Source organism: Pontibacillus marinus BH030004 = DSM 16465 (genome assembly GCF_000425225.1).
GTDB lineage: Bacteria > Bacillota > Bacilli > Bacillales > BH030062 > Pontibacillus > Pontibacillus marinus.
Window position 1 is genome coordinate 189,965 of the sequence record NZ_AULJ01000008.1, and the last position, 21,917, is coordinate 211,881.

At 40.5% G+C, this 21,917-nt stretch carries 20 protein-coding genes; 16 read left to right on the top strand and 4 right to left on the bottom strand.

Annotated elements, in window-relative coordinates; genetic code table 11:
* Nucleotides 1–9 precede the first annotated feature (9 nt).
* The 5 genes from nikC to H514_RS0102075 all read left to right on the top strand — a co-directional run bounded on the left by nikC (nt 10) and on the right by H514_RS0102075 (nt 4,705).
* Entirely contained in the window at nt 10–915 is a 906-nt protein-coding gene (gene nikC, locus H514_RS0102055; RefSeq protein ID WP_154657298.1) for a nickel transporter permease, read from the top strand.
* A 102-nt stretch (nt 916–1,017) separates the two neighbouring features.
* Nucleotides 1,018–1,608 carry a DUF6305 family protein gene (locus tag H514_RS0102060; protein WP_027445442.1) on the top strand — a complete coding sequence of 197 codons (591 nt, stop codon included), beginning with the start codon at nt 1,018–1,020 and terminating at the stop codon, nt 1,606–1,608.
* A 17-nt stretch (nt 1,609–1,625) separates the two neighbouring features.
* Nucleotides 1,626–2,996: a sensor histidine kinase gene (locus H514_RS0102065; RefSeq protein WP_027445443.1), complete on the top strand. Its 1,371-nt coding sequence runs from the start codon at nt 1,626–1,628 to the stop codon at nt 2,994–2,996.
* Entirely contained in the window at nt 2,980–3,582 is a 603-nt protein-coding gene (locus tag H514_RS0102070; RefSeq protein WP_036843436.1) for a response regulator, read from the top strand. The genes H514_RS0102065 and H514_RS0102070 overlap by 17 nt, the downstream gene beginning before the upstream one ends.
* Nucleotides 3,583–3,670: 88 nt before the next feature.
* Nucleotides 3,671–4,705 (top strand): hypothetical protein, encoded by a 1,035-nt coding sequence (locus H514_RS0102075; protein ID WP_027445445.1) that lies wholly within the window; start codon nt 3,671–3,673, stop codon nt 4,703–4,705.
* 68 nt (nt 4,706–4,773) lie between these two features.
* Here the strand turns inward: H514_RS0102075 and H514_RS0102080 are convergent, their stop codons facing one another.
* From H514_RS0102080 to H514_RS0102090, 3 genes are all read right to left on the bottom strand, one after another.
* Nucleotides 4,774–5,109, bottom strand: coding sequence for a hypothetical protein (locus H514_RS0102080; RefSeq protein ID WP_027445446.1), 336 nt, complete (start codon nt 5,107–5,109; stop codon nt 4,774–4,776).
* Nucleotides 5,110–5,147: 38 nt separating this feature from the next.
* The gene (locus H514_RS0102085; RefSeq protein ID WP_027445447.1) at nt 5,148–6,929 is read right to left on the bottom strand and encodes a glycoside hydrolase family 66 protein; all 1,782 of its coding nucleotides are present in this window, start codon (nt 6,927–6,929) and stop codon (nt 5,148–5,150) included.
* Between the two features lie 277 nt (nt 6,930–7,206).
* On the bottom strand, nt 7,207–8,625 hold the full coding sequence (locus tag H514_RS0102090; RefSeq protein WP_027445448.1) for an APC family permease: 1,419 nt from the start codon (nt 8,623–8,625) through the stop codon (nt 7,207–7,209).
* A gap of 279 nt (nt 8,626–8,904) precedes the next feature.
* Here H514_RS0102090 and H514_RS0102095 point away from each other — a divergent pair, with 279 nt between their 5' ends.
* The 6 genes from H514_RS0102095 (at nt 8,905) to H514_RS0102120 (ending at nt 14,035) form a co-directional block, all read left to right on the top strand.
* Nucleotides 8,905–9,564 (top strand): hypothetical protein, encoded by a 660-nt coding sequence (locus H514_RS0102095; RefSeq protein ID WP_027445449.1) that lies wholly within the window; start codon nt 8,905–8,907, stop codon nt 9,562–9,564.
* 42 nt (nt 9,565–9,606) lie between these two features.
* Nucleotides 9,607–10,908 carry an efflux RND transporter periplasmic adaptor subunit gene (locus H514_RS0102100; RefSeq protein WP_154657299.1) on the top strand — a complete coding sequence of 434 codons (1,302 nt, stop codon included), beginning with the start codon at nt 9,607–9,609 and terminating at the stop codon, nt 10,906–10,908.
* Between the two features lie 86 nt (nt 10,909–10,994).
* Nucleotides 10,995–11,597, top strand: a complete 603-nt coding sequence (locus H514_RS0102105; protein WP_027445451.1) for a pyroglutamyl-peptidase I — start codon at nt 10,995–10,997, stop codon at nt 11,595–11,597.
* 14 nt (nt 11,598–11,611) lie between these two features.
* A complete protein-coding gene (gene pxpB, locus H514_RS0102110) occupies nt 11,612–12,346 on the top strand; it encodes a 5-oxoprolinase subunit PxpB (RefSeq protein ID WP_036842721.1) in 735 nt (244 codons plus the stop codon).
* A gap of 2 nt (nt 12,347–12,348) precedes the next feature.
* Entirely contained in the window at nt 12,349–13,110 is a 762-nt protein-coding gene (locus tag H514_RS0102115; protein WP_027445453.1) for a LamB/YcsF family protein, read from the top strand.
* Between the two features lies 1 nt (nt 13,111).
* Nucleotides 13,112–14,035, top strand: a complete 924-nt coding sequence (locus tag H514_RS0102120; protein WP_027445454.1) for a 5-oxoprolinase subunit C family protein — start codon at nt 13,112–13,114, stop codon at nt 14,033–14,035.
* A gap of 375 nt (nt 14,036–14,410) precedes the next feature.
* Here H514_RS0102120 and galU read toward each other — a convergent pair whose 3' ends face one another.
* A complete protein-coding gene (gene galU, locus H514_RS0102130) occupies nt 14,411–15,292 on the bottom strand; it encodes a UTP--glucose-1-phosphate uridylyltransferase GalU (RefSeq protein ID WP_027445456.1) in 882 nt (293 codons plus the stop codon).
* A gap of 118 nt (nt 15,293–15,410) precedes the next feature.
* On the opposite strand from galU, the gene H514_RS0102135 reads away from it, so the two are divergent.
* The 5 genes from H514_RS0102135 (at nt 15,411) to H514_RS0102155 (ending at nt 21,909) form a co-directional block, all read left to right on the top strand.
* Nucleotides 15,411–15,953: a VanZ family protein gene (locus H514_RS0102135; protein WP_231566618.1), complete on the top strand. Its 543-nt coding sequence runs from the start codon at nt 15,411–15,413 to the stop codon at nt 15,951–15,953.
* A gap of 56 nt (nt 15,954–16,009) precedes the next feature.
* Nucleotides 16,010–16,147: a hypothetical protein gene (locus tag H514_RS24535; RefSeq protein WP_154657300.1), complete on the top strand. Its 138-nt coding sequence runs from the start codon at nt 16,010–16,012 to the stop codon at nt 16,145–16,147.
* Nucleotides 16,148–16,449: 302 nt separating this feature from the next.
* Complete coding sequence (locus tag H514_RS0102145; protein ID WP_027445458.1) at nt 16,450–19,038, top strand: phosphodiester glycosidase family protein; 2,589 nt, start codon at nt 16,450–16,452, stop codon at nt 19,036–19,038.
* 683 nt (nt 19,039–19,721) lie between these two features.
* On the top strand, nt 19,722–20,411 hold the full coding sequence (locus tag H514_RS0102150) for an Ig-like domain-containing protein (protein WP_027445459.1): 690 nt from the start codon (nt 19,722–19,724) through the stop codon (nt 20,409–20,411).
* 19 nt (nt 20,412–20,430) lie between these two features.
* Nucleotides 20,431–21,909: a putative Ig domain-containing protein gene (locus tag H514_RS0102155; protein WP_027445460.1), complete on the top strand. Its 1,479-nt coding sequence runs from the start codon at nt 20,431–20,433 to the stop codon at nt 21,907–21,909.
* Nucleotides 21,910–21,917: the final 8 nt, after the last annotated feature.

Genomic DNA, 21,917 nt, shown 5'->3' on the forward strand with positions numbered 1-21,917 from the left:
TGAGATAGAATGTCAGCACAAATGGATTTAGAGCAAAATTCGAAAGTAAAAGCAAAAAAGCCAAAAAAAGAATCCAGCTTATGGGGAGATGCTCTTTCTCGGATATTAAAGAGTAAAACCTCTTTCATTGGATTAATGATTATATTGTTACTTATAGTTGTTGCAGTCCTAGCACCAGTTCTTGCACCATATCATCCCATTGATGATGGTAGTATTATTGACCGCTATCAACCACCTTCTGCTGAGCACTGGTTGGGAACCGATCAGCTAGGTCGAGATATTTTGAGCCGTATCATTTATGGTGCTCGTATATCGATTAAGATTGGCGTTATAGCTGTAGGAATTGCTTTTGTTGTAGGTACGTTATTAGGTGGAATCGCTGGTTACATTGGCCGTTGGGTCGATAATGTAATCATGCGTATTATCGATATCATGATGGCATTCCCTAGTATTCTACTAGCGATTGCGATGGTTGCGATTCTTGGAAAAAGCTTAACAAATGCTATGATTGCCGTTGGGATAGTTGGGGTACCACAGTTCGCACGTATTGTTCGTTCAACCGTTCTCTCGATTAAAGAAAAAGAATTTGTTGAATCTGCTCGTGCATCTGGAGTGAAAAATGGTCGTATATTAATGCGACATGTTTTACCAAACTGTATGGCGCCTATTATCGTTCAGGCTACATTAAGTGTAGGTACAGCGATTCTTGATGCAGCTGGTCTAAGCTTCCTTGGCCTAGGAGCTCAAGGGGCTACGCCTGAATGGGGCGTTATGCTGAGTGATGGAAGAGCTGCTCTTCAAACATCACCATGGGTTATCACATTCCCAGGCTTAGCTATTTTCTTAGTTGTTTTAGGCTTTAATCTATTCGGTGATGGTCTGCGTGATGCACTAGATCCAAGGTTGAAGCAATAGTAGGAAATTTCGAAAAACAATTTATATCACATGGGTTATCATGTACACTAAAGGATAAAGCGACCGGCTTTATCCTTTTTTGCGTTTAATGAGGTGTGTCTAATGAAAAAATATTCTCTAGCAGCGTTTTTGCTTTTCCTATGTGTAGGCGTTATGCTCGTGAATCAGCGTACTAGTGAAGGGGAAAAGATGAATACATGGCCCAATTTGCCAGCGCCAATAGGTGAAGCACCTATGCTGATCACTTCTGCAGGGCAGGCAACAGAGGGCAAGGTTTTTTCTTTTATTACAAAAGACCTTCACTTAGAAGGGGATTATCGCCCAAGAGCACTCGCTTCAGATCTATATGATTACAGCACTCTCGTTATCGTTGCCGGATATAGCCCACACGGCTTAAACCAAACCTATCGTTCTATTAAAGAGGAAAAGAAACGTGTTCATCGTTTGCTGCATGAGGCTGAGAGAAGTTCGATCCCGACCATTTTGATCCATATGGGGGGAGCTGCTCGCGACGATGAGATCACTTGGTCCATCATGGAGGAATCGATGCATCACCTTGACTATGTGATTGGTTTTCGAGAAATGAAGCAGAAAAAAGAACTTGTGAAGCTTGCTGACGATTACGACGTTCCAGTAACGCTTGTAGATGAAATGGAGGATCTTAGGACCCCATTTAACTCTGTGTTCCGGTAGAGTCTGGGGGGAGACACATGTATGATGATAGAAGAATAGCTATTGGAGCAGTAGGCGCATTTCTATTATTAATCGGCTTGTTGTTACCCACTTATACAACAGATTGGACATCGTGGCTCTATGAAAATATTGAATGGAGTCTTCAATCCAATGATAGTGGCCGTTTAATGATCACCGCATTATCCTATATTTCATGGTATTTAATGACGTTTTTATTCATATATTTAGGCGGCATGGTTCTGGCCAATATTTTTGCTAGAGATCATTCGTCCTTGCTATATCAAGGTTTGTTTGTGCTTATTGTCTTAGGTAGTGTGTATGCTTTTAATGAATTATATAATGAGCATTACTCCTATTTAATTCATTTGCTCGTACTTAGCATCTTATTGTTTCTGCAAAACTTCATCCCACAACAGAAGTATTTTTATATTATGTACATCGTGATTCTCGCATTTATTCTATTTTCTGTGCAGTGGTTAAACCTAATCCCAGGCATGACAAAGTTTGGATTTGGTAGTGATGATTTTGCCGTAAGCATTAAACTGGCGGATGAATACTTAACTGATCATATTCTTTTTAACACATTATCAACCATTCTATTTGGTGTGTTTTTTGTGATCGCGATCATCGTCACAACGATTCTGCACTTATATAGTAAACAAGTTATGATCTCAAGACAGTTCCAGGAACAGACCCAAGAATTAAAAGAGACGCGTGGTGCACTAATTGAAACAAATGTGTATAAAGAAATCCATTCCCTCGTTCATGATTTAAAAACTCCTTTGGTAACAGTTGAGGGATTGCTTTCTCTGTTAGCGATGAAAATCCAAGATACGAAGTCTCAAGCTTACTTTCACAAAATAAATGGTTCCATCGAGAAAATGAAAGATATGGTATCCGAGATTTTATATGAGGAAACGAAACGGGCACTGCATGTTCAGGAGCTAATCAATTACGTAGTTAGTCACATTTCATTGGATGATCCGAATATTGATTTAAAGGTAAAGGTTGAAGATGATTTACCAATGGTCCGAGTGAACAAAATTCGGATGTCGCGCGCGATTTCGAACGTCGTGGAAAATGCCATACTTTCTCTTCAAGGTGAAGGGGGAGAGGTGAACGTGCGTTGCCAGGAGAGTGACGAAGGTGTTTTGATTACCGTACAAGATGATGGAATGGGCATTGATGCGGCCTACCTTGAGGATATTTGGGAGGAAGGCTTTAGCACCAAAGATTCGTCAGGAATTGGACTGCCTTTTGTGAAAAATGTCATTCATCAACATGGAGGAACAGTTCAAATTGAGAGTGAGCCCCAAGTGTACACTCGTGTAGACATGTTCATTCCATTTCAGTCTAAGGAGGATAACAAAGATGATTCTCGTCATTGATGACAACGAAGATATACGCTATACCATACAAGAGATATGTGATTTTGGAGGCTGGGAGGTAGAAGGCTGTTCAAATGGGAAAGAAGGTGTCGCACATTTTGACCCATTCAAGCATGACCTTGTCTTAGTTGATTATCATATGCCTGAGTGGGACGGCGTGAAGACGGTAAAGGAATTACGTAAAAAAGCTCCCCATGTACCTGTGATTGTTTTGACCGTCGATGAACGTCAGGAAGTCGCAGATCAATTCCTGCAGGCAGGTGCAACAGACTTTGCGCTGAAACCTTTAAAAGCTCCTGATTTGATCTCACGTATTCGATTGAATTTAAAAATGGCCAAGCTACAAAATGACCAACAATCCGCATTTGTGGATAAAGGAATTAAAGAGGATACACTAAAACAAATCCAATCCTACTTAGCTGGCCAGTCTGAAGCGAAAACCATTAACGAAATTCAAAAAGATCTTCCTGTTTCTTATCAAACGGTTCATCGTTACTTAAACTATTTGGTGGAGATGGGGGAAGTTGAGTGCCAGAGTCACTATGGTACGAAAGGTAGACCGAAAAATAAATATGCGAAAATTTAATTTTGTAAGGTGCTCTGCCCAGGTGTTTTGGGGGAGCATTTTTTGGTTGAATGCTGGTGGGTGGGGTGTTCAGGCGGTTTTATAATGAATGCAGGCGATTGTTCGTGAGATTCAAGCGATAGTTACAATTGATCAGGCGGTGGTAGTAGAAATTCAGGCGCTTTTGGTCAACTTTCAGGCGATTGATCATAATCACTTCTTTAAACCTTTTTCCTCATGTATGAGCTCTTCCTTTTTCGTCCAAAATATTGGTAAACATAAGAAAAGGGTCGATGAGGACATGAGGCGACGTATTGGAGGGTCATTATTTAGCTTGGCTCTTATTCTCTTTTTAGCCGGGATCTCATTTGAAGAAGATTTTTGGACGAAAGCACCTGGGGATCGATCACCTTTGCAGCAATCACAAGACGAGTCACCTGATTCGGCTGAAAGCTACGATCACGATAATCCTCGTGTTAGTCCGATCGATTTGGCGAAGGAACAGAAAGAAGGCAAGACCACTGAAAGCACAGTGGATAAAACAGCTCAACCATCTTTTATACATGAAAATGGCCTTTCGATTTTGATGATTCAAGATGTTGAGAAGACAAAAGCTCATTTACATTTTGTTACATACCAACCCGAAGAGCATGCAGTATATGTATCCACTATGAAAGATTACGATGCTCAAATCGAAACGAAGAAGATGGTTGAAAAACTTGAATCAGACTTGAATTATCCGCTTGATTACTACATTCGAATGGATAAAAGTGCGATGAAGAACATTTCCAAAGATGTGATGGAGAACGCTTTTGTCCAACAAACATTGGAAAAGCATGAAGACCAAGTTGTTGGCGATAGTAAAGAATCCTTGAATTTAGGGTCATTAGTAAAAGACATGAGTCAGTTGTCGATTGGGACGTTAATGTCCTTGAATAAGCTCGTTACGTCATTGAGTCAAAAAGTGGAGACGAATCTATCGGTGGCAGAAGTCCTTTCGTTAAGGAGTAAATATGGCGTGGATGCATTTTTAGAGCCTCTTGAAGTGAAGCGAGGTCTAGAGTTTCGGGATTCTGTTCCTGTTATGAAGGAAGAGAGAGCGGAGGATTCTAGAACCGTGTCTGAGATGATGGGTGGTTTGTAGAAGGGAGAGTCGATCTGTGGTGCAGATCGACTTTTTTTGTTTTTTCAAAAGAGGAGGGTGATTCGTACCTAGGCGAAAGTAGTGCGTACCCGAGCGAAAGCAGAGCGTACCCGAGCGAAAGCGGCGCGAACCCGAGCGAAGCCGGCGCGAACCCGAGCGAAAGCAGCGCGAACCCGAGCGAAAGCAGCGCATACCCGAGCGAAAGCAGCGCGTACCCGAGCGAAAGCGCCTTGTACCTGAGCGAAGGCGGCGCGTACCCGAGCGAAAACAGCGCGTACCCGAGCGAAAGCAGAGCGTACCCAAGCGAAAGCGCCTCGTACCCGAGCGAAAGCAGCGCGAACCCGAGCGAAAGCAGCACGTACCCGAGCGAAAACGGATCGTACCCGAGCGAAAGCAGCCCGCACCCAAGCAAAAATCCCCCCCCCCCCCGCACTCCCTCACACTAGTACTCAAACACAACCATATCCCAATACTTAATCCTCGGAACATTCACGTGAACTTCACCATCTTCCTGCTCAAACTCAAGCTTCTGGGGAAGTCCTTTATTCCAGTCAGGAGAGGCAACCCAAACGTTCTTCACTTCTTTAGTTTCATTAATATAAAGCGTTAAGTCACGTTTCATAGAAGGTTCCGATTGTGTCCCTTTCGCGTCGCGCCAATTCATGTGTCGAGCATTGAAGTAATTGATTAAATGAATGACTTTCTTCTTATCACTTTCCTTCGCAAAAGCATAGACTTTTCCTTTTTCAGGCCTGTCAGAAAGGCGTACCCAATTTGAGGTGGATACGGTTAATGGTGCTTCTTGCAAACCATCTCGCAACAGATTTTCGTAAGCGACCATAAAATCATAATAATGCTTAAGCGACTGTGTTAATTCGTCACTCATGTGGAGCGTGTGGTGAGGGAAATAATCTTTCGAAAGCATATGTTCACCAAGCTCAATATGCGCTCCGCCTTGGGCAAAAAGCAACGCATCTGTGTACAAAATACCAGGTGTATTGAACTTTCCATTTCCATTCGATTTTTTATTGTTCATATAACCTGCGATTACAGTGTTTTTCTCGCCATTTGATAATTTGTTGTTTTCTTTTATGACGTTTTCTATCTCAGTATAAGTGCGAGCTGGATCCCACAGCTCAGTGTACATAAACGGTACGGGGGATTGAGCGATTTGCTCTTGTCCGTATTGATTTACTGCATTCATCACTAGATCTTTGTCTTCAAAAGTTCGCCGGGCATTTTGTAAAAAGCTTTTGTAGGTGTTAGGTAATTGAATGCGCTCACCACTGGAGTCATATACTTTACCGCGATTTCCGAGTTGATCGATATGCCACCCGTCAAAAGGTAAGTGTTCAAAAGCTGTTTTCTGATTGTTGAATATATAATTTTGCCAAGCTCCATTGGCAGGGTTTGTTAAGTAAATATCACTTTTCCAATTATCGGGGAGGTTATGTGAATCCACGTTTTCTTGTTGTTTATCTCGGTACAAATACCACTCCGGCTGGACACCATCCTTTTCGGCGTCGTCTAACGTGCCATTGATCAAATTGTAGGACATGGCATTCATGTTTTTTTGATGAGCTAAGTCGATATAGGTCTTAATCGTTTTGGAGTTTACTTTTTGATTAGCCATGTTATTCCAGTTTTCGGATGCATCATTTAATGGTAGATGGTACTCATCGAGCCAACCGTAAAATTGTATACCATTGATATGGAATCTACTTAGCGTATTGATTACAGAACTTTGTTTCCCTTTATCCATCTTTTCAAAAGAAGAGAGGAACCCATACCGAGGGAACTTTCCCCATGAAGAGGAAACATCGACAGCAATGGTTTGAAAACTATCTTGATTATGAAGCGGGCTAACTTTTACAAGATAGCCTTGAAAATCCTCTTCAGGTGGAGTCCATGTCCAATCAAACTTTTTATTTGAGACCTGTATGATTTTCTCATGGATTTTGTCTCCTAGGTGATAAAATTCAACTTTCATATCGATTGAATGTTCAGGTTTGTTGGAGAGGAATGCTTGAAAAGAAATGTCTGATCCAGGCTTGTAGCGTGATTTATCCTTTTGAAGGGAAACAACTTCCACATCATGTTTGATAGGTGATTTCTCATTAGGTGGCTCAAAGGATTCTTGCTCTGACCATAAAAATCTTGCAGGGATAGTTAATAATATGAAGACGCCGATAAATATAAGCGGTAGGACAAATTTCTTTTTCACTGAATCCCTCCTTATGTTTTCACATTCCTTATTAAATAAAAAAGACTAACAGGTGACGAGGCTGTTAGTCTTAAGATGCCTTTAGGGAAGGCAAGATATTCTTATGAAATCTCCACTTAAAGTGATGATAGGTAGTATCTGCTCTACCTTGCTATATTATTCGACATATTTCGAGGTTTTTAGGGGTGTTATGTTCAATGAAATATTATTGTAAAATTTTTAATTAAAATGCATTAAAAGAGCCAACTCTTGGATAAAGAGCTGGCTCAATTTAGCTTTATACCTCTTCTTTTTCAAGAATAAGGTAGTTAAGTTCTTTTGTTGGAATTTTATTATAATCTTTTTGTTTAGAGATATAGAAAATAACACCTAGTAGCACCCAAATACCTAGTGCGATATAAGATGGTGCTGTTAAGGAAGAGTTTAACGGCCAAGCCATGAGTAAGATGAAGAAGCCGAGTGCACTCAAGATACCTAAGAAGGATAAAGTTTTCTTCCCTGGTGTTGAAAATTTCTTAAACGCTGTAGCACAGCAGTAGAAATACGCAATTGTAACACCGACAGAAGACATACTAACAACCCAACCTAAGGCTTCACGTCCAAACCAAGGAGCAATTAAAGTAATTAAGGCTGTGAAAATGATGCCTACATATGGTGTTTTGAAGCGTGGGTGAATGCGATGGAACATCTCTGGCAAGATGCGAGCTCGTCCCATAGCGAACATTAAACGACTGGACGATAGGAAGAAACCGTTAAGTCCAGTGAAAATTCCCATTGTTAATGCGGTTGCAATAACGAAGACGCCTGCGCGTCCTAAGAGCCCTTCGATCGCATAACCCGTACCCCAGCTAGAGTTTGTATCTTTTACCTGCTGGATTAACTCTTGCCAAGGTTGAATGCTTGCAGTGATTAAGATCATAGCTGAATAAGCGGCACCAGCTGCGATTAAAGCATATACAATTAAGCGGAATGCTTTTTCAGGAGGGAAGTTAAACTCCTCTGCAGCCTGCGGAATATTGTCAAAACCAACATAAGCCCACGGAGCAATTGCTAAAACAGCTATAATGGAAGCAATCGCTGGCTTTCCTGGTGCAAAAGCTGGCTGAATGTTACTAACTGTTGCTGAATCATTAAGAAATACTGATATACCTAATAGTGTAATACCACCAAGTAAAACCATCGTAAATATAAACTGTGTTCGACCTGAAAAGCTTGCACCGCGAATATTTAAGATAGCGAATATGATAATAGCGATTGTTGAAATAAGCACTTCACCAAGGTAAACGTCCCATCCGGCAACTGTGTAAAGATAACCGACTTTAACGATCGACGGGAACAGGAATTTACCGAGCAACGCTAATGCTGAAGCGTTCAGTGCTACGATACAAATATAACCTAGTGTGAGGAACCACCCTGCTATAAAGGCATTGGTTCGTCCAAAACCGATATATGCATAAGCGAATTCTCCTCCGGAAACAGGAAAGTGTTTGATTAGGAAACCATAACTTACACCAATGATTGTCATTAGTATGGCTCCTAAAATCAACCCGATAACAACGGCCAATGGTCCTTTACCATCCATCCAGTCTGTTGGAAGTACAAATGCTCCCCAACCAACAGCTGAACCAAATGCAATGGCCCAGACCCAATGGGGTTTAAGGGTTTTCTCTAACTTTTTCCTCTGTGGATTTCCCATAAATTAAAATAGCCTCCTATGTTTTAAGTCCTACCCATTATACGCAATTATTGCCGAACGATGTCAAATAATATTTGTAAATTGTTTTCTCAAGTGTTCCTTTTCTTTATCATCACCGAATTCTGGGGAAATATTTATTAGGAGAGATAAGAAAAAGCTTTTTCCATCATAAGTTTTTTAGCCTATTTTTTGAAAAAAGAGTTTAATAGTGGTGGTTTTAGGTTATATGATATACGCTATAACTATTTATTAGGAAACTCATATAAAAGGATGAAGTAAATGTCATACCACGTACAAGTAGCAAAGTTATTTTTTAGAAGAGAGGACAGTCTTTTCAGGATTCGACAGGCGGAACAATTGCACGGACTCTGGAAACGAGTGGCGTGGTTTTTTGTTTTTTCCATGTTGTTATTCGGTTTTTTAGCATGGAAAGGTCTTGGGATGGATCCGATTTCTGTGATAGCCACTGAACTTAGCTTTGCAGAATACGAGTCCTTAAAGCTCTTCTTCCTTTTGGGAAGGATAATCTTTGGAATCATTTTAGCTCTAGCCATTCTATTTTTTACACCACTAGTATTCTGGATATTCACCGATATCCCATATCGTAAACTTGTGACTGTGCAACTGAATGTGCTTTTAGTAATGTTTATTGAACGACTTACATGGGTGTTTTTCATTCATTACATAGGTCTTGATTGGTACGTATCTCCATTATCATTTGGTATTATTACGTCTTACATAACGCAAATCGATTGGTGGATCTACTTTTTTGGAGCTTTATCTATATTTCAGATTTGGATCATGTGGTTCCAATGGAAATCGATCACCGATTTTTCTGAAATGGCTAAATGGAAGGCATGGATTTTAGTTATCCTTCTCCATATTTTTTATTGGGCAGTAGCAGCTACCCTAGCGATATACGACCTTCAATTACTGTAAAATCTATACTTTAAAAAGAGTAAAAGAATGCGGGGAATCGAGATGAAGAAAAAGACAAAGCTCTGGCTGACGAGCCTATTGATTCTTTCTTTTGCTATAGTCAATTTGTTTCTCGTTTGGCTGGATGAAACGAACATTCAACAAAAATCTTACATACAAAAATGGGAGCAAACGTTTGAAGAGGATCTATATAACGAACTGTTAGCAGAAGGAACACTTAGAGCAACAACAGAAAATCACGTTTATTTTGATGAGAAATTGGGATCTTTTCAACGATTTTTAGTTAAAGAGGGACAATCCGTTGAATCAGGCACACCTATTTATGAATACGCGGTTCGTGACTACCAAAAAAGCATAGCTGAAACCGAAACAGAAATAGCTAAGATAGAAGGAGAACTTCTTGCTTTAGAGGACTATTTAATGAGTGTTGAATTTATTGATGTTCCGGAACCAGATCCAGAAGAAGAGAATCAACGACCATTTGCCGAAGCAGAGGTAGCCAAACAACAACGTATTGCAAAAGTTGAATCTCAAATTGCGCAAAAAGAAGCGCAGCTCACTGCACTAGAGGACCGATTAAGTGACCTGGAGAGCAGAGATCAAGTAGTACAGGTTGCCAGTCCTTATGAGGGAACGGTCACGAATCTTTCTCAGTCTCTTCAAGAACCTGTCGTTACCTTGAAGCAATCAGATCTTGTTATAAGAGGCTTAGTGGACGAAGGCGTTCATCAACAAATCACAACCGATATGAAAGCACGCGGAGAATTGTTGAACCAAGAATATGCATGGAAGGGAACCGTGGATACAATTGGTACGTACCCAGAGAAAGAAGAGGATGAGGTAAGTTACTATCCTTATGAAATTCAGGTTGAAGATCTGAAAGAGGACCTGAACCCTGGTTATCATACTACCGTTTCCTTCATTACGAATGAAGCGCAAAATGCCATTACAGCTGAGATAGGCTGGATTCAGGAGCGAATTGAGGAAGTAGAGCCTGCTAAGGAAAAAGATAATCCAACAGATGAATCAGACACGGAAGACCAAACAACCGATCAAGTAGATCCATTACCATTTAAGAAACAGCGCTTTGTTTGGGCTATGACAGACAAAGGCGAAACCGTGATTCAACCTATTGAACTTGGCATGACCATGGGCGACCTTGTTCAAGTTACGGATGGATTAGCCCTAGGGCAATGGGTTGCAGACGAAAAAGAAAGCCAGTTCCGAGAAGGAAGCCTATTCCTAACGCCAATCAACTTAGATCATTTATCACTCTTACAAACAAAAGAATCAAACGGCAAAACCATTTGGAATTATATGAAGATGGGAATGCTCGTACGATAAAACCTCCTGTCTCAGGAGGTTTTTCTATAAATATGTGGAGGGTATGATACGATTAAGGATAAACATGAATGTAAGGAGAGGTGTTTATGAAAAAGTTGCTGCTGACCGGGTTTGAACCATTCTTAGATTTCACAATTAACCCTACTATGAGCATTGTAGATGAATTACATGGAAAATACATAAATGGATATGAAATCGTAGGAAAAGTGTTAAAGGTAGATTATAAATCATCAGGAGAAGAGATGATCGAGCACATACGCTCTGAAAAGCCTGATGCTGTGATCGCTTTAGGTCTTGCGGGTGGTCGTTATAAGATTACTCCTGAGCGAATTGCTGTGAACTGTAATGATGGAGAGCGTGATAATGAAGGGAATCTACCTGAAGGGGAAAGGATTATTGAGGATGGTCCAGATGGGCTTTTTTCAACGCTACCTATAAGAGGGATTGTGGCAAGCCTGAACGAAGCGGGATACCCGTCAGACATTTCAAACACAGCAGGTACGTATCTCTGTAATCATGTAATGTATCAAGCGTTATATGAACTTAAACAGCAAAGTCGAACTGTACCAGCAGGGTTCATCCATATCCCAGCTTCACATGAACTTGCCATTCAACACAAGAAAGTTCCGAGTTGGTCTCAACATGATTTAACCAAAGCCATCGAAATCTCTATTGAAACGTTGTCGTAGGGAGGCTTTAACAAATGGGAAATGACATAAACATTCATCCTTTAGGTGACTCAGGTTTAACGATCGTTGTAGATGATACCATTTCTCCTGAAGTTAATCAGAAGGTACTGGCTTTAGCGAAAGCAGTAGAACAAAACGAATTTCGATCAATCATAGAGGTCGTTCCTGCTTATACGACGATTGCTGTTTATTTTGACCCGTTAGTTACGAGCTATGACTACCTTTCTAAATCTATCCATAAGACATGGAAAGACCTTGAAATAGGTGATGAAAGTATCAGTCGAGAGGAAGTTATTATTCCTGTTCTTTACGGTGGGGAAAAGGGCCCTGACTTAGAAACAGTTGCTCAACATAACGGGTTAACGCCAGAAGATGTGATTTCACGCCATAAGGCGAGTGACTACCTTGTTTATATGATCGGCTTTTTACCAGGTTTCCCATACTTGGGTGGTTTAGATAAAAAGCTCACTACTCCAAGACTAGAAACCCCGCGTCAAGAAGTTCAAGCGGGTTCAGTGGGGATAGCAGATCAACAAACTGGTGTATATCCACTCGACTCACCAGGTGGTTGGAATATCATCGGTCATACTCCTGTAAAACTTTTTGATCCAGAACGGGAGGAGCCTTTTTTATTAAAAGCCGGTCAGTCGATACGATTTAAAGAAGTTAATGAAGATGAATGGCACTCCATTCAAGAGCGTGTGAAGCGTGGCACTTATGAAATCGAAGTACGTCGAGGAGGAGGATAAGAATGACTCGAATTGATATCAATGCTGACTTAGGTGAAAGTTATGGAGCGTTTCAAGTTGGAGAGGATGAAAAGCTTCTTGAAGTCATCTCCTCAGCCAACATTGCTTGTGGTTTTCATGCGGGCGATTACAATGTAATGGATTCGACGATTCAGTTAGCAAAAGAGAAAGGTGTGGCGATTGGGGCTCACCCTGGTTTTCCTGATTTATTTGGATTTGGCCGCAGAGATATGAGCATGTCCCCGGAAGAAATTTATCGTGCTATGATCTATCAATTGGGAGCGATCTCTGGTTATTGTCGTGTGCATGATGTACAACTCAGTCATGTGAAGCCGCACGGAGCTTTGTATAATATGGCTGCTAAGCAAAAGGAAGTTGCTGAGGCTATCGCAAAAGCTGTGTATGATTTTGACTCCTCTCTTATTTTATATGGGTTATGTAACAGTCTCCTGTTAGATGAAGGAAAGCGCCTAGGTTTGCGTGTGGCTGCTGAAGCCTTTGCAGATCGTACGTACACAGATGAGGGACTCCTCACACCAAGAAGTCACGATCATGCTGTATTAACAACAAAAGAAGAAATTGAAAAACAGGTCTTAAACATGGTGGAGTACGGAAAGGTAACTACGTCGTCCGGAAAAAACATTGATTTAAATCCAGACACAATCTGCTTCCATGGAGATGGTCTATCTGCTTTTGATCATGCTGGACATATGAAGCGTGTACTTGAAGAAAAAGGAATAACTGTGCAGAGTGTGGGGGAGTAGCATGAGTGTACCGATTTTTTCAATAAAGAAAGAGGGCGTGTACACGTCCATTCAAGACCAAGGTCGTTACGGGTATCAATCAAAGGGCGTTCCCGTATCAGGTGCGATCGATCGTTACGCATGTCTAATCGCAAACCATCTTGTTCAAAATAGCGAGGAACAAGCATGTCTTGAAGTCACGTTTGGCGGAACCGAACTGATTGCGGAAAAAGACCATCGAATTGTGATCTGCGGTGCTGACTTAGATGCCAAACTCAATGGTGAAGTTGCTCCACTATGGAAAACGTTTGTGATTCAAAAGGGAGATACGTTGAAGTTTGGCGGTCCTATAAATGGGACGCGTGCTTATGTTGCTGTAGAAGGTGGGTTTGACGTTCCTTCTTATTTAGGGAGTTATTCTGTCTATGAACGTGGAGGACTTGGTGAGAAAGTATCCAAGTCTGACTCTATATATGTGAAGGAAGAATCTTATACTCTAGTTAAAAGGGGAGTAGTAGAGCAATATCTGCCCTCATATGAAAAAGAGATAGAGGTCGGCGTTATTCCTAGTCACCATCATCAAGACCTTTTTGAAGAAGATAGTTATGCTGCTTTTTTTGAAACGGAGTACCAAGTCGCAGGTGGCGATCGAATGGGGATTCAACTGAAAAACGATCATAAGCTGCGCTTCAAAAATCGCGGAGATATCTTATCGGAACCGACTACATTTGGAACCATCCAAGTTCCATCTAGTGGAAATCCCATTATCCTGATGGCTGACAGTCAAACGACTGGAGGCTATGCAACCATAGGAACTGTGGCGACGGCTGATTTGTGGAAAGTGGCTCAGTTACCGCCTGGGGGAAAGGTTTCATTTAAAGAGGTTAGTTTGGATGAAGCGGTTGAACGACATAAGGAGCAGCAGGAATTGTTGAAGTGGATATAGAGAAGGCATGTGATAGGATCTATCACGTGCCTTCTTTTTACTCAATCCAGAATTAAGAGGATGCTATCCAGAAAGGTAGGAGCTCAATCCAGAATTAAGAGGATGCTATCCAGAAAGATAGGAGCTCAATCCAGAATTAAGAGGATGCTATCCAGAAAGAAAGGAGCTCAATCCAGAATTAAGAGTGTTCTATCCAGAAAGGTAGGAGTTCAATCCAGAATTAAGAGTTTTCTATCCAAAAAGAAAGGAGCTCCATCCAGAGTTAAGTAGGCTCTATTCAGAAAGAAAAGAGCTCAATCCAGAACTATGACCATTCTAACCAAAAAAAGAGCACTCCAACCAAAGCCAGAGTGCCCGTTTCAAACTAATATAGTATTACCAATCCGTACGCTTATACCTTTCCAGCAAGTCCTCAATAAAGTGAATAAGCTCAGGACGAAGCTCATCACGCTTCAAAGCAAGTTCAATGGACGTTTTGATAAACCCTAGTTTCTCACCAACATCATAACGATCCCCTTGAAACTCATAAGCAAACACACGCTGAATTTCATTGAGTTTCTGAATCGCATCTGTTAATTGAACTTCATTACCAGCACCAATCTCTTGCTTATCCAAGAACATCATCACTTCAGGTGTTAAAATATAGCGGCCCATAATTGCTAAGTTAGATGGGGCGTCACCTGGCTGTGGCTTTTCGATAAAGTTGCGAACATGATAGCGATCACCTTCTTGATCAGAAGGGTCAATAATACCGTAACGGTGAGTTTCATCTTCAGGTACAGATTTCACGCCTACTACAGAAGAACGTGTTTCTTCATATTGTTCGATAAGCTGCTTTAAGCAAGGGGTTTCGGACTCTACAATGTCATCACCTAGTAACACTGCAAAAGGCTCGTCACCAATGAATTTACGTGCACACCAAACGGCATGGCCTAGTCCCATCGGTTCTTTTTGGCGAATGTAGTGAATTTCTACTTTTGAAGATTGCTTTACTTTTTCTAGAAGCTCTAGCTTTTCCTTCTTAACCAAGTTTTCTTCAAGTTCGAAAGCATGGTCAAAATGGTCCTCAATCGCTCGTTTCCCTTTACCCGTAACAATAATAATATCTTCAATGCCTGATTCAATGGCTTCTTCTACTATGTATTGAATGGTTGGCTTGTCTACAATTGGGAGCATTTCCTTCGGCATAGCTTTTGTTGCAGGTAAAAACCTAGTTCCTAGTCCTGCTGCTGGTATGATTGCCTTTTTAATGGTCATGGTTAGACTCCTTCCGCTATTACTTAATTACTTCTAATTATAATGTTATCGAAATGAAAAATAAAATGCGAGAAATGTAATGGAATTGTTATACCAGTTGTGATAGGGGTGTGGTAGAATGAGAGAAATATTTCAAGGAGCACTAGACATGAAAAAGATGTTCTATTGGTTTTTGCCGCTCACTTGGATGGGTATGATCTTTTACTCATCATCCACCCCATATCAAGAACAAGATATGAAGCCACTTTTAAGTAAATACACTGATTTATCCTTTTTAAAACCTTTTCTAGACTCCATTACATTTACGTATCATCACTCTGAGGTGAGTGTTGCCGCTTTAGGTGTAGAAGGGTTTATTGAGTATTTTATACGAAAAGGAGCACACGTAACCGTATTTCTCCTTTTGTTTTTATTGATTTATATAGCTTTTCGGAAGACAACGAGTCTGATGCTTCGTACATGTATAGGGTGGAGCTTTTTCATAACCGTGTTATATGCATCACTGGATGAGGTACACCAAGGATTCACTCCAAACCGAACCCCTTATTTCGGCGATGTTCTGTTAGATACAATTGGAGCTGTAATTGGAGTCTCTTTTGTTTATATGTATATGTTTGGAAAAGCGAGAATAGGGAAGAAAACAAATAAAGCTAGTCGTTAGGCATTTCACAGTGACGAAACATTTAACGAAGCATAAAATACATCGAGGTGGTCAACATGGAAAGACTAAACTCAGAAAAACTACAAACAATCCTTGAATCGCTTATTGATAAAACAGAACGTTATCATATTGATACATCAGAAGAAATGATTGAACAACTTATATCCCAATTGGGTCAGTTTAAAGCGCAATAATTAAATCGTGTAGAGAGACCGGCTAACATCAGCCGGTTTTTTTATTGCCAAAAATTTGTGTTTTCTTTTAATAGGAATTGGGAATCAGTATGTTGGGTTAAATTCTATTATTTGGAATATTTGAGAGAGTATGTGTCGAATTGAATGGAGTTATGTCATAAAAATTGGGTGGTGAGTGAAACTTTTCTAGGCCTGTAAACGTCTATAATTGTGTAGAATCGTTCATTTGTCCAGTGTATTTTTATATGCAAAAATTGTATAATTTTAGTAAGTAGAGAAAGAGATACTAAGGGAGGATCATTATGCTACATAAGAGACTAAGACATCAGTGGTTTGTTCGAGTCCTTTCGGTTCTAGTAATCTTTCAACTCATCGGCTCTTCGATGGAGTTGTCCTGGTTAAACTGGACTGATCAAGGAAAGGTAGAAGCAGCGGGTTATGATATTACAGAAACGAAGAAAATTTTGCCTAGTGCAACTTATAAAACTGAGAGATTAGATGAGGGTTATCTTGAGGAAAATGTGAACATTATGCAGGTTCATGTAGGTAATCCGAATACAACCATACAAATGAATTATCCAAAACCATTCCCTTCACTTGGAACGGTGACATCACAAGCGAAAAATGTGAGCAAAGAAGGTAATCGAGTAGTAGGTTCTATTAACGGATCTTTCTATCATACTACTAATGCAATGCCGGCGTACTTAATCTCTGAAAATCAATCTCTATTTAACTTAGGGGCGATTTCAGCTGGGTCAGACGAGTACATGAGTGTTCCTACAGCATTTGGAATGACTAACGATGGTAAAGCAATGATAGGAAAATATAATTTAGACATGCGTTTCCTCCATGATGGAGGCGTAATTAGCGTGGATTCCTTAAACCGTTCTCGTGGCGCGGGGGAAATTATTTTATACACCTCCTCTTATCATTTGGATTGGACGAAAACAAATGAATATGGAATTGAGATTACTGTTGAAAATGCAGACAAGTCCCTTGACTCTGATAACATTAAGTTTGGCGACCTGATTACCGGTGAGATTACTGATATTAGAGAATATGGGGAAGAGGGACGTACAAAGATTCCTGACGATGGATTTGTTCTTTCTATTCAAGGTGGACAGCTGGCTGAACAGTTTAAGTACACAGAGGTTGGAGAAGATATCACTCTAAGAGTAGATATCGATGATAAATGGAAAGACACCAAGTTTATGATGGCAAGTGGTCCTATGCTCGTTAATAATGGTGAAGTCGACTTAACGATTGATAAAGACAGTTACCGAGCAGACACACGACATCCTCGTACAGCTGTTGGGACAAACAAAGATGGATCAAAAGTTTACTTTATTACAGTTGATGGTCGTCAAAATGGCTTTAGTGATGGAATGACATTATCGGAGTTTGCGAATTATATTGAAAGCAAAGGAATCTATGATGCTATTAATCTAGATGGTGGTGGATCTACTACCATGGCAGCTAGACAGCCAGGTGATATGTACCCTACTGTCCTCAACAGCCCATCTGGTGGAACACAACGTGCTGTTTCCACAACTTTACATGCGGTGAGCACAGCACCAACTGGAGCTCCGGCTATTCTAGAAGCACACAGACGTGAAGATGGAAAAGTTGTAAAAGGGTCCACAACAAGAGTGGCTGTAGATTATCTATTAGATCAATACTACAACCCACTTAATATTGATCAATCTAAGTTAGAGTATTCGGTTGAAGGAAATGTTGGCCGGATGGAAGGCGAAACATTCTTCGCGGAAAATGAAGGCTCTGGACAAATTGTAATATCTTATGGAGATGCTGAGAAGAAGCTTCCGATTGAAGTTGTTGAAACGGTGGATCGCTTAGAAATTACACCTGGAGATGCGAACTTAGGTACAGGTGTAGAACAACAATTTGATGCTCAAGCATTCTCAAATGATAATTCCAAGCTCATCTTTAATGAAAGTACGATCGAATGGAAGACAGAAGGTGACATTGGAGAGATTGATCAAAACGGTTTATTAACAGCAGCCGATACCTCAGCTGAAGGTTCAGTTATAGCAGATCTTAACGGCTATGAGTATAAAACTTCTATTTCAGTTGGTGGAGAACGCGATGTAATTGATGAATTCACAAGTAATAATGCTTGGTATCTCGATACAATTCGAGCTCGTGGCTTAGATCGCATCAGTAAAGCATTCGAACCAGTAGCTTCTGGAGATACATCCATGCATCTCGAATACAATTTTGCAACTGGTGAAACTGGAACTGCTGCAACTTACATTGTTCGAGAAAATCCAATTGAAATCGATGGAAGACCAGATCACTTAGGTATGTGGGTTTACGGCGATGGCAAAGATCACTGGTTACGTGGCAAAATACAAGATGGTAATGGAGATACGTACTCTATTAGCTTCACGGAGAATGGTGAACTGAACTGGAATGGATGGAAGTACGTTAAAGCAGACATTCCAAATGAAGCCAAACTTCCACTTAAGGTAAGTAAACTATACGTTGCTGAACCTAGTGAAGATAACAAGGACTGGGGCACCCTTCATCTAGATCGCTTAAGTGCATCTTATAAAGACGAAGAGGAATCCCTTCATAACCTTGTCGATCATGCCTTTGTGAACAATAATAAAGAATGGACGATTACATTCAGTACAGAGTTAATGAATTCAAGCATCAATAACGAGAGTATTTACGTTCAAGATGTAAGTGGCAACAAGGTCGATGCGAATGTGTCATTAGACTCTAGTAAAACAAAAGTAACCGTTACGCCAGCAGGTGATGGCTACACAGGAAACAAATTCTATCAGCTCGTCGTCACCACAAAAGTAAAATCAAGTGGTGGAGCGAATATGAGACAAGAAGTTACAAAAGTATTCCAAGTAAAATAAAGTTGAGATAGGCCGTCCCTTATTGGGGCGGTCTTTTTTTAAGTAAAGAAAATTAGAGCTCATAGATGTCTAGCTCCAGCGCCCAGCAACGAATGGACTTCCCTCGCCTCCGTACGATAAGTCAACATCGATTCGTTTCTCTAATCGTGTTTCCTTTATACGTTTGTACCATGAAATTTCAACAAAGAAGGAGCCCGACGTAGTTAAATTTCTAGATAAAAGTACCACGGCAACTAAGCTTCTGTCTGCGCCTGTCGGCTTGTCAATCAGCAAGTTTGGTTAATCGTACTGCGGGCTCAGTCCAGTCCCTTCTTTGCTAAACGGGCGCTTGCGCTTTTCTTATTAGTGACTATAGTCTCATCTCTCGATTTATCCTAATTTATTCTTTATCTTCTATGAAAAATGTCCGATATAAAAGTATATATTGAACTGTCAGGATACGAGGTTTTAGTACATACTTCTACAATCTGAAAATATGAAAGGGGGGAAGGCACGAGCTGATACACCAAGGACCTGACATCGAAGTTGAAACCAGTTCGTGTCTAATTATGAAAAAGATGATGAAAACGTCAAAGAGAATGTGGTTTACACTCATCGCAGCTCTACTCCTGTTTACAGGTTTTATGAGCTACCCTTCAAACACGTCTCCAAAAATCGTTGAGGCGGCAAGTGGGGGGCAAGTGATGATTACATCAAGTTTTGAAGAGAGAAGAGGTCGCACAGTAAGTTTATCCGTGCTTGTATCGGATATTGAAGATGCAGATGCAGGTTCGTTCGAGCTCCATTATGATGCTGATGTAGGTTATGTTACTGAAGCGGAAAAAGGAGATGCAATGCCTGAAGGAGCATTATTTGTAAAAAATATTGATCAAGCAAGAAATGGTGTCATTAAGGCAGCATGGGCTAGTGATGACGGAGAGGTTAAAGATGGTGAATTACTTACTCTTGAATTCCGTTTAATGCACAGAAACCGAAAGAACAGCACAGATTTAGATCTATCAAATGTTCAACTGTTTGATGAAGATGGTGACCCTATTTCATTCAATGTGGTGGATGGAGACGTAAAACCATTCAATGGAAAGAAAAAGGCTAGCCAAAAGAACATCAATTCCAATAAGACTTGGACGATCAAGTTCAATACACCAATGAATCGCAGTACGTTAAACCCACATACGATTACCGTGACGGATGATCGTACAGGTGAAAAGATTCCAGTAAAGGTTAAAATGAGTAAAGATAAAAAGTCTGTAACAGTATCTCCTGTTAAGCACTATGTAAAAGGGAGTTACACACTAACAATTAATGATCAAATTCAATCCTCACACGGGGACAGCCTAAAAGAAGCTGTGCAACTTCCGTTTACCGTAAACTAACAAAAAGGTGGTGACCAACATGAGAAAATTGATGATGACCTTATTGGTTTTTGTATTAACAACAACTTTAATGCTTCCAGGAATGTCAGATGCAGCTTCAACTCGAAGTCCAATGATAGAAGTTGGGAGTGTAAGTGGATTAGATGGGGAAGTAAAAGTGCCAATCCGATTACATAATCTTTCTCGCATTTCCACAGGAAGTTTTAAAATTGATGATCCAACGAGTTCAGCTTTTGAACTAGAGCGTTTTGAGTTAACACCAATGTTCGATGGAGGCCAATTTAATACCACTCCTAGAAAAGATGGAGATGAGTTATATGTGGACTTTATCTCTAGTGATGAAGGAAACAATGTAAATGTAGAAGAAGCGACAATTGGCTATATCGTATATGATATCTCAGATTCAGCAGGAAAAGGGACACAATCTCTTTTATCCCTTGAGGAAGTTTCTTTGCAAGACCAGTCTGGCAGAGACCAGCGCTTTGAACGATTCAATGGCATGCTAACCAAAGAGCGTCCTATGGGGGATGTATTAGGAACCAATGACGTAAACGCAGCCCAAGCACTTCGCATTCTTCAGCATGTGAGTGGTGACAACCCACTTAGTGGTTATGATGTGAAGAATTCAGCTGATGTTGATGGGGACGGAAACATCGCTCAAGCAGATGCTATGAAAATACTACGAAATGTAGTCGGTTTGGAAGATAGCTTCATCCAAATCAAAACGAATAAATTACCTAATGTATTGTTGGAACAAGAATACCATGCTCAACTACAAGCAGACTTTGGTGCGGAACCTTACACATGGTCAAGAGGTCGCGGAAGTCGCTTACCATCAGGGATCAGACTAGACTCTGAAACTGGTGTTTTATCAGGTACTTCTACGAGAGAAGGGGAATACAGCTTTTCTATAGAGGTTACAGACCGAAATGGGAACTCTACCACTAAAGAATTTAAAGTGAATGCAATTGAAAGTAACGTAGAATCGATTGAAAGCTTAGATCCAGTTTCCGTTGAAGCGGGAGAAACACCTACGCTTCCATCTTCAGTAGAAGTTACCTACAAAGATGGATCTATAGCACAAGAAGACATATCTTGGGCTCCAGTAAATACATCTCAAACAGGAACCATTGTTGCTACAGGAGATGTTGGAGACACTGGTCTTACTGTATCTATTGAGGTAGTCGTGCACAATGATGACGAGGAGCCTTATATTGCAGAAGATCAAATTGTGAGTGTGGAGAATGATTATCTTGGACTCCTAAATGTTCACACAATTGAAGTGAATGTGAAGAAAGCTGTCTACAAAATGAATGTTGAGGCCCAAGTACGTACAGATTCTGGACGCACTCGAAAAGAAACAATTGCAATGCACTATGAAGGGAATAACAAGTTCAGTTTAGCCACGCCACGCTTAGCTGCTGGACAAACGATAACGCTTATTGCTTACGATGAATTTGGAGATAAGATTACAGAGAAAGAATATAGGCTTAAATAAAAGGGGGA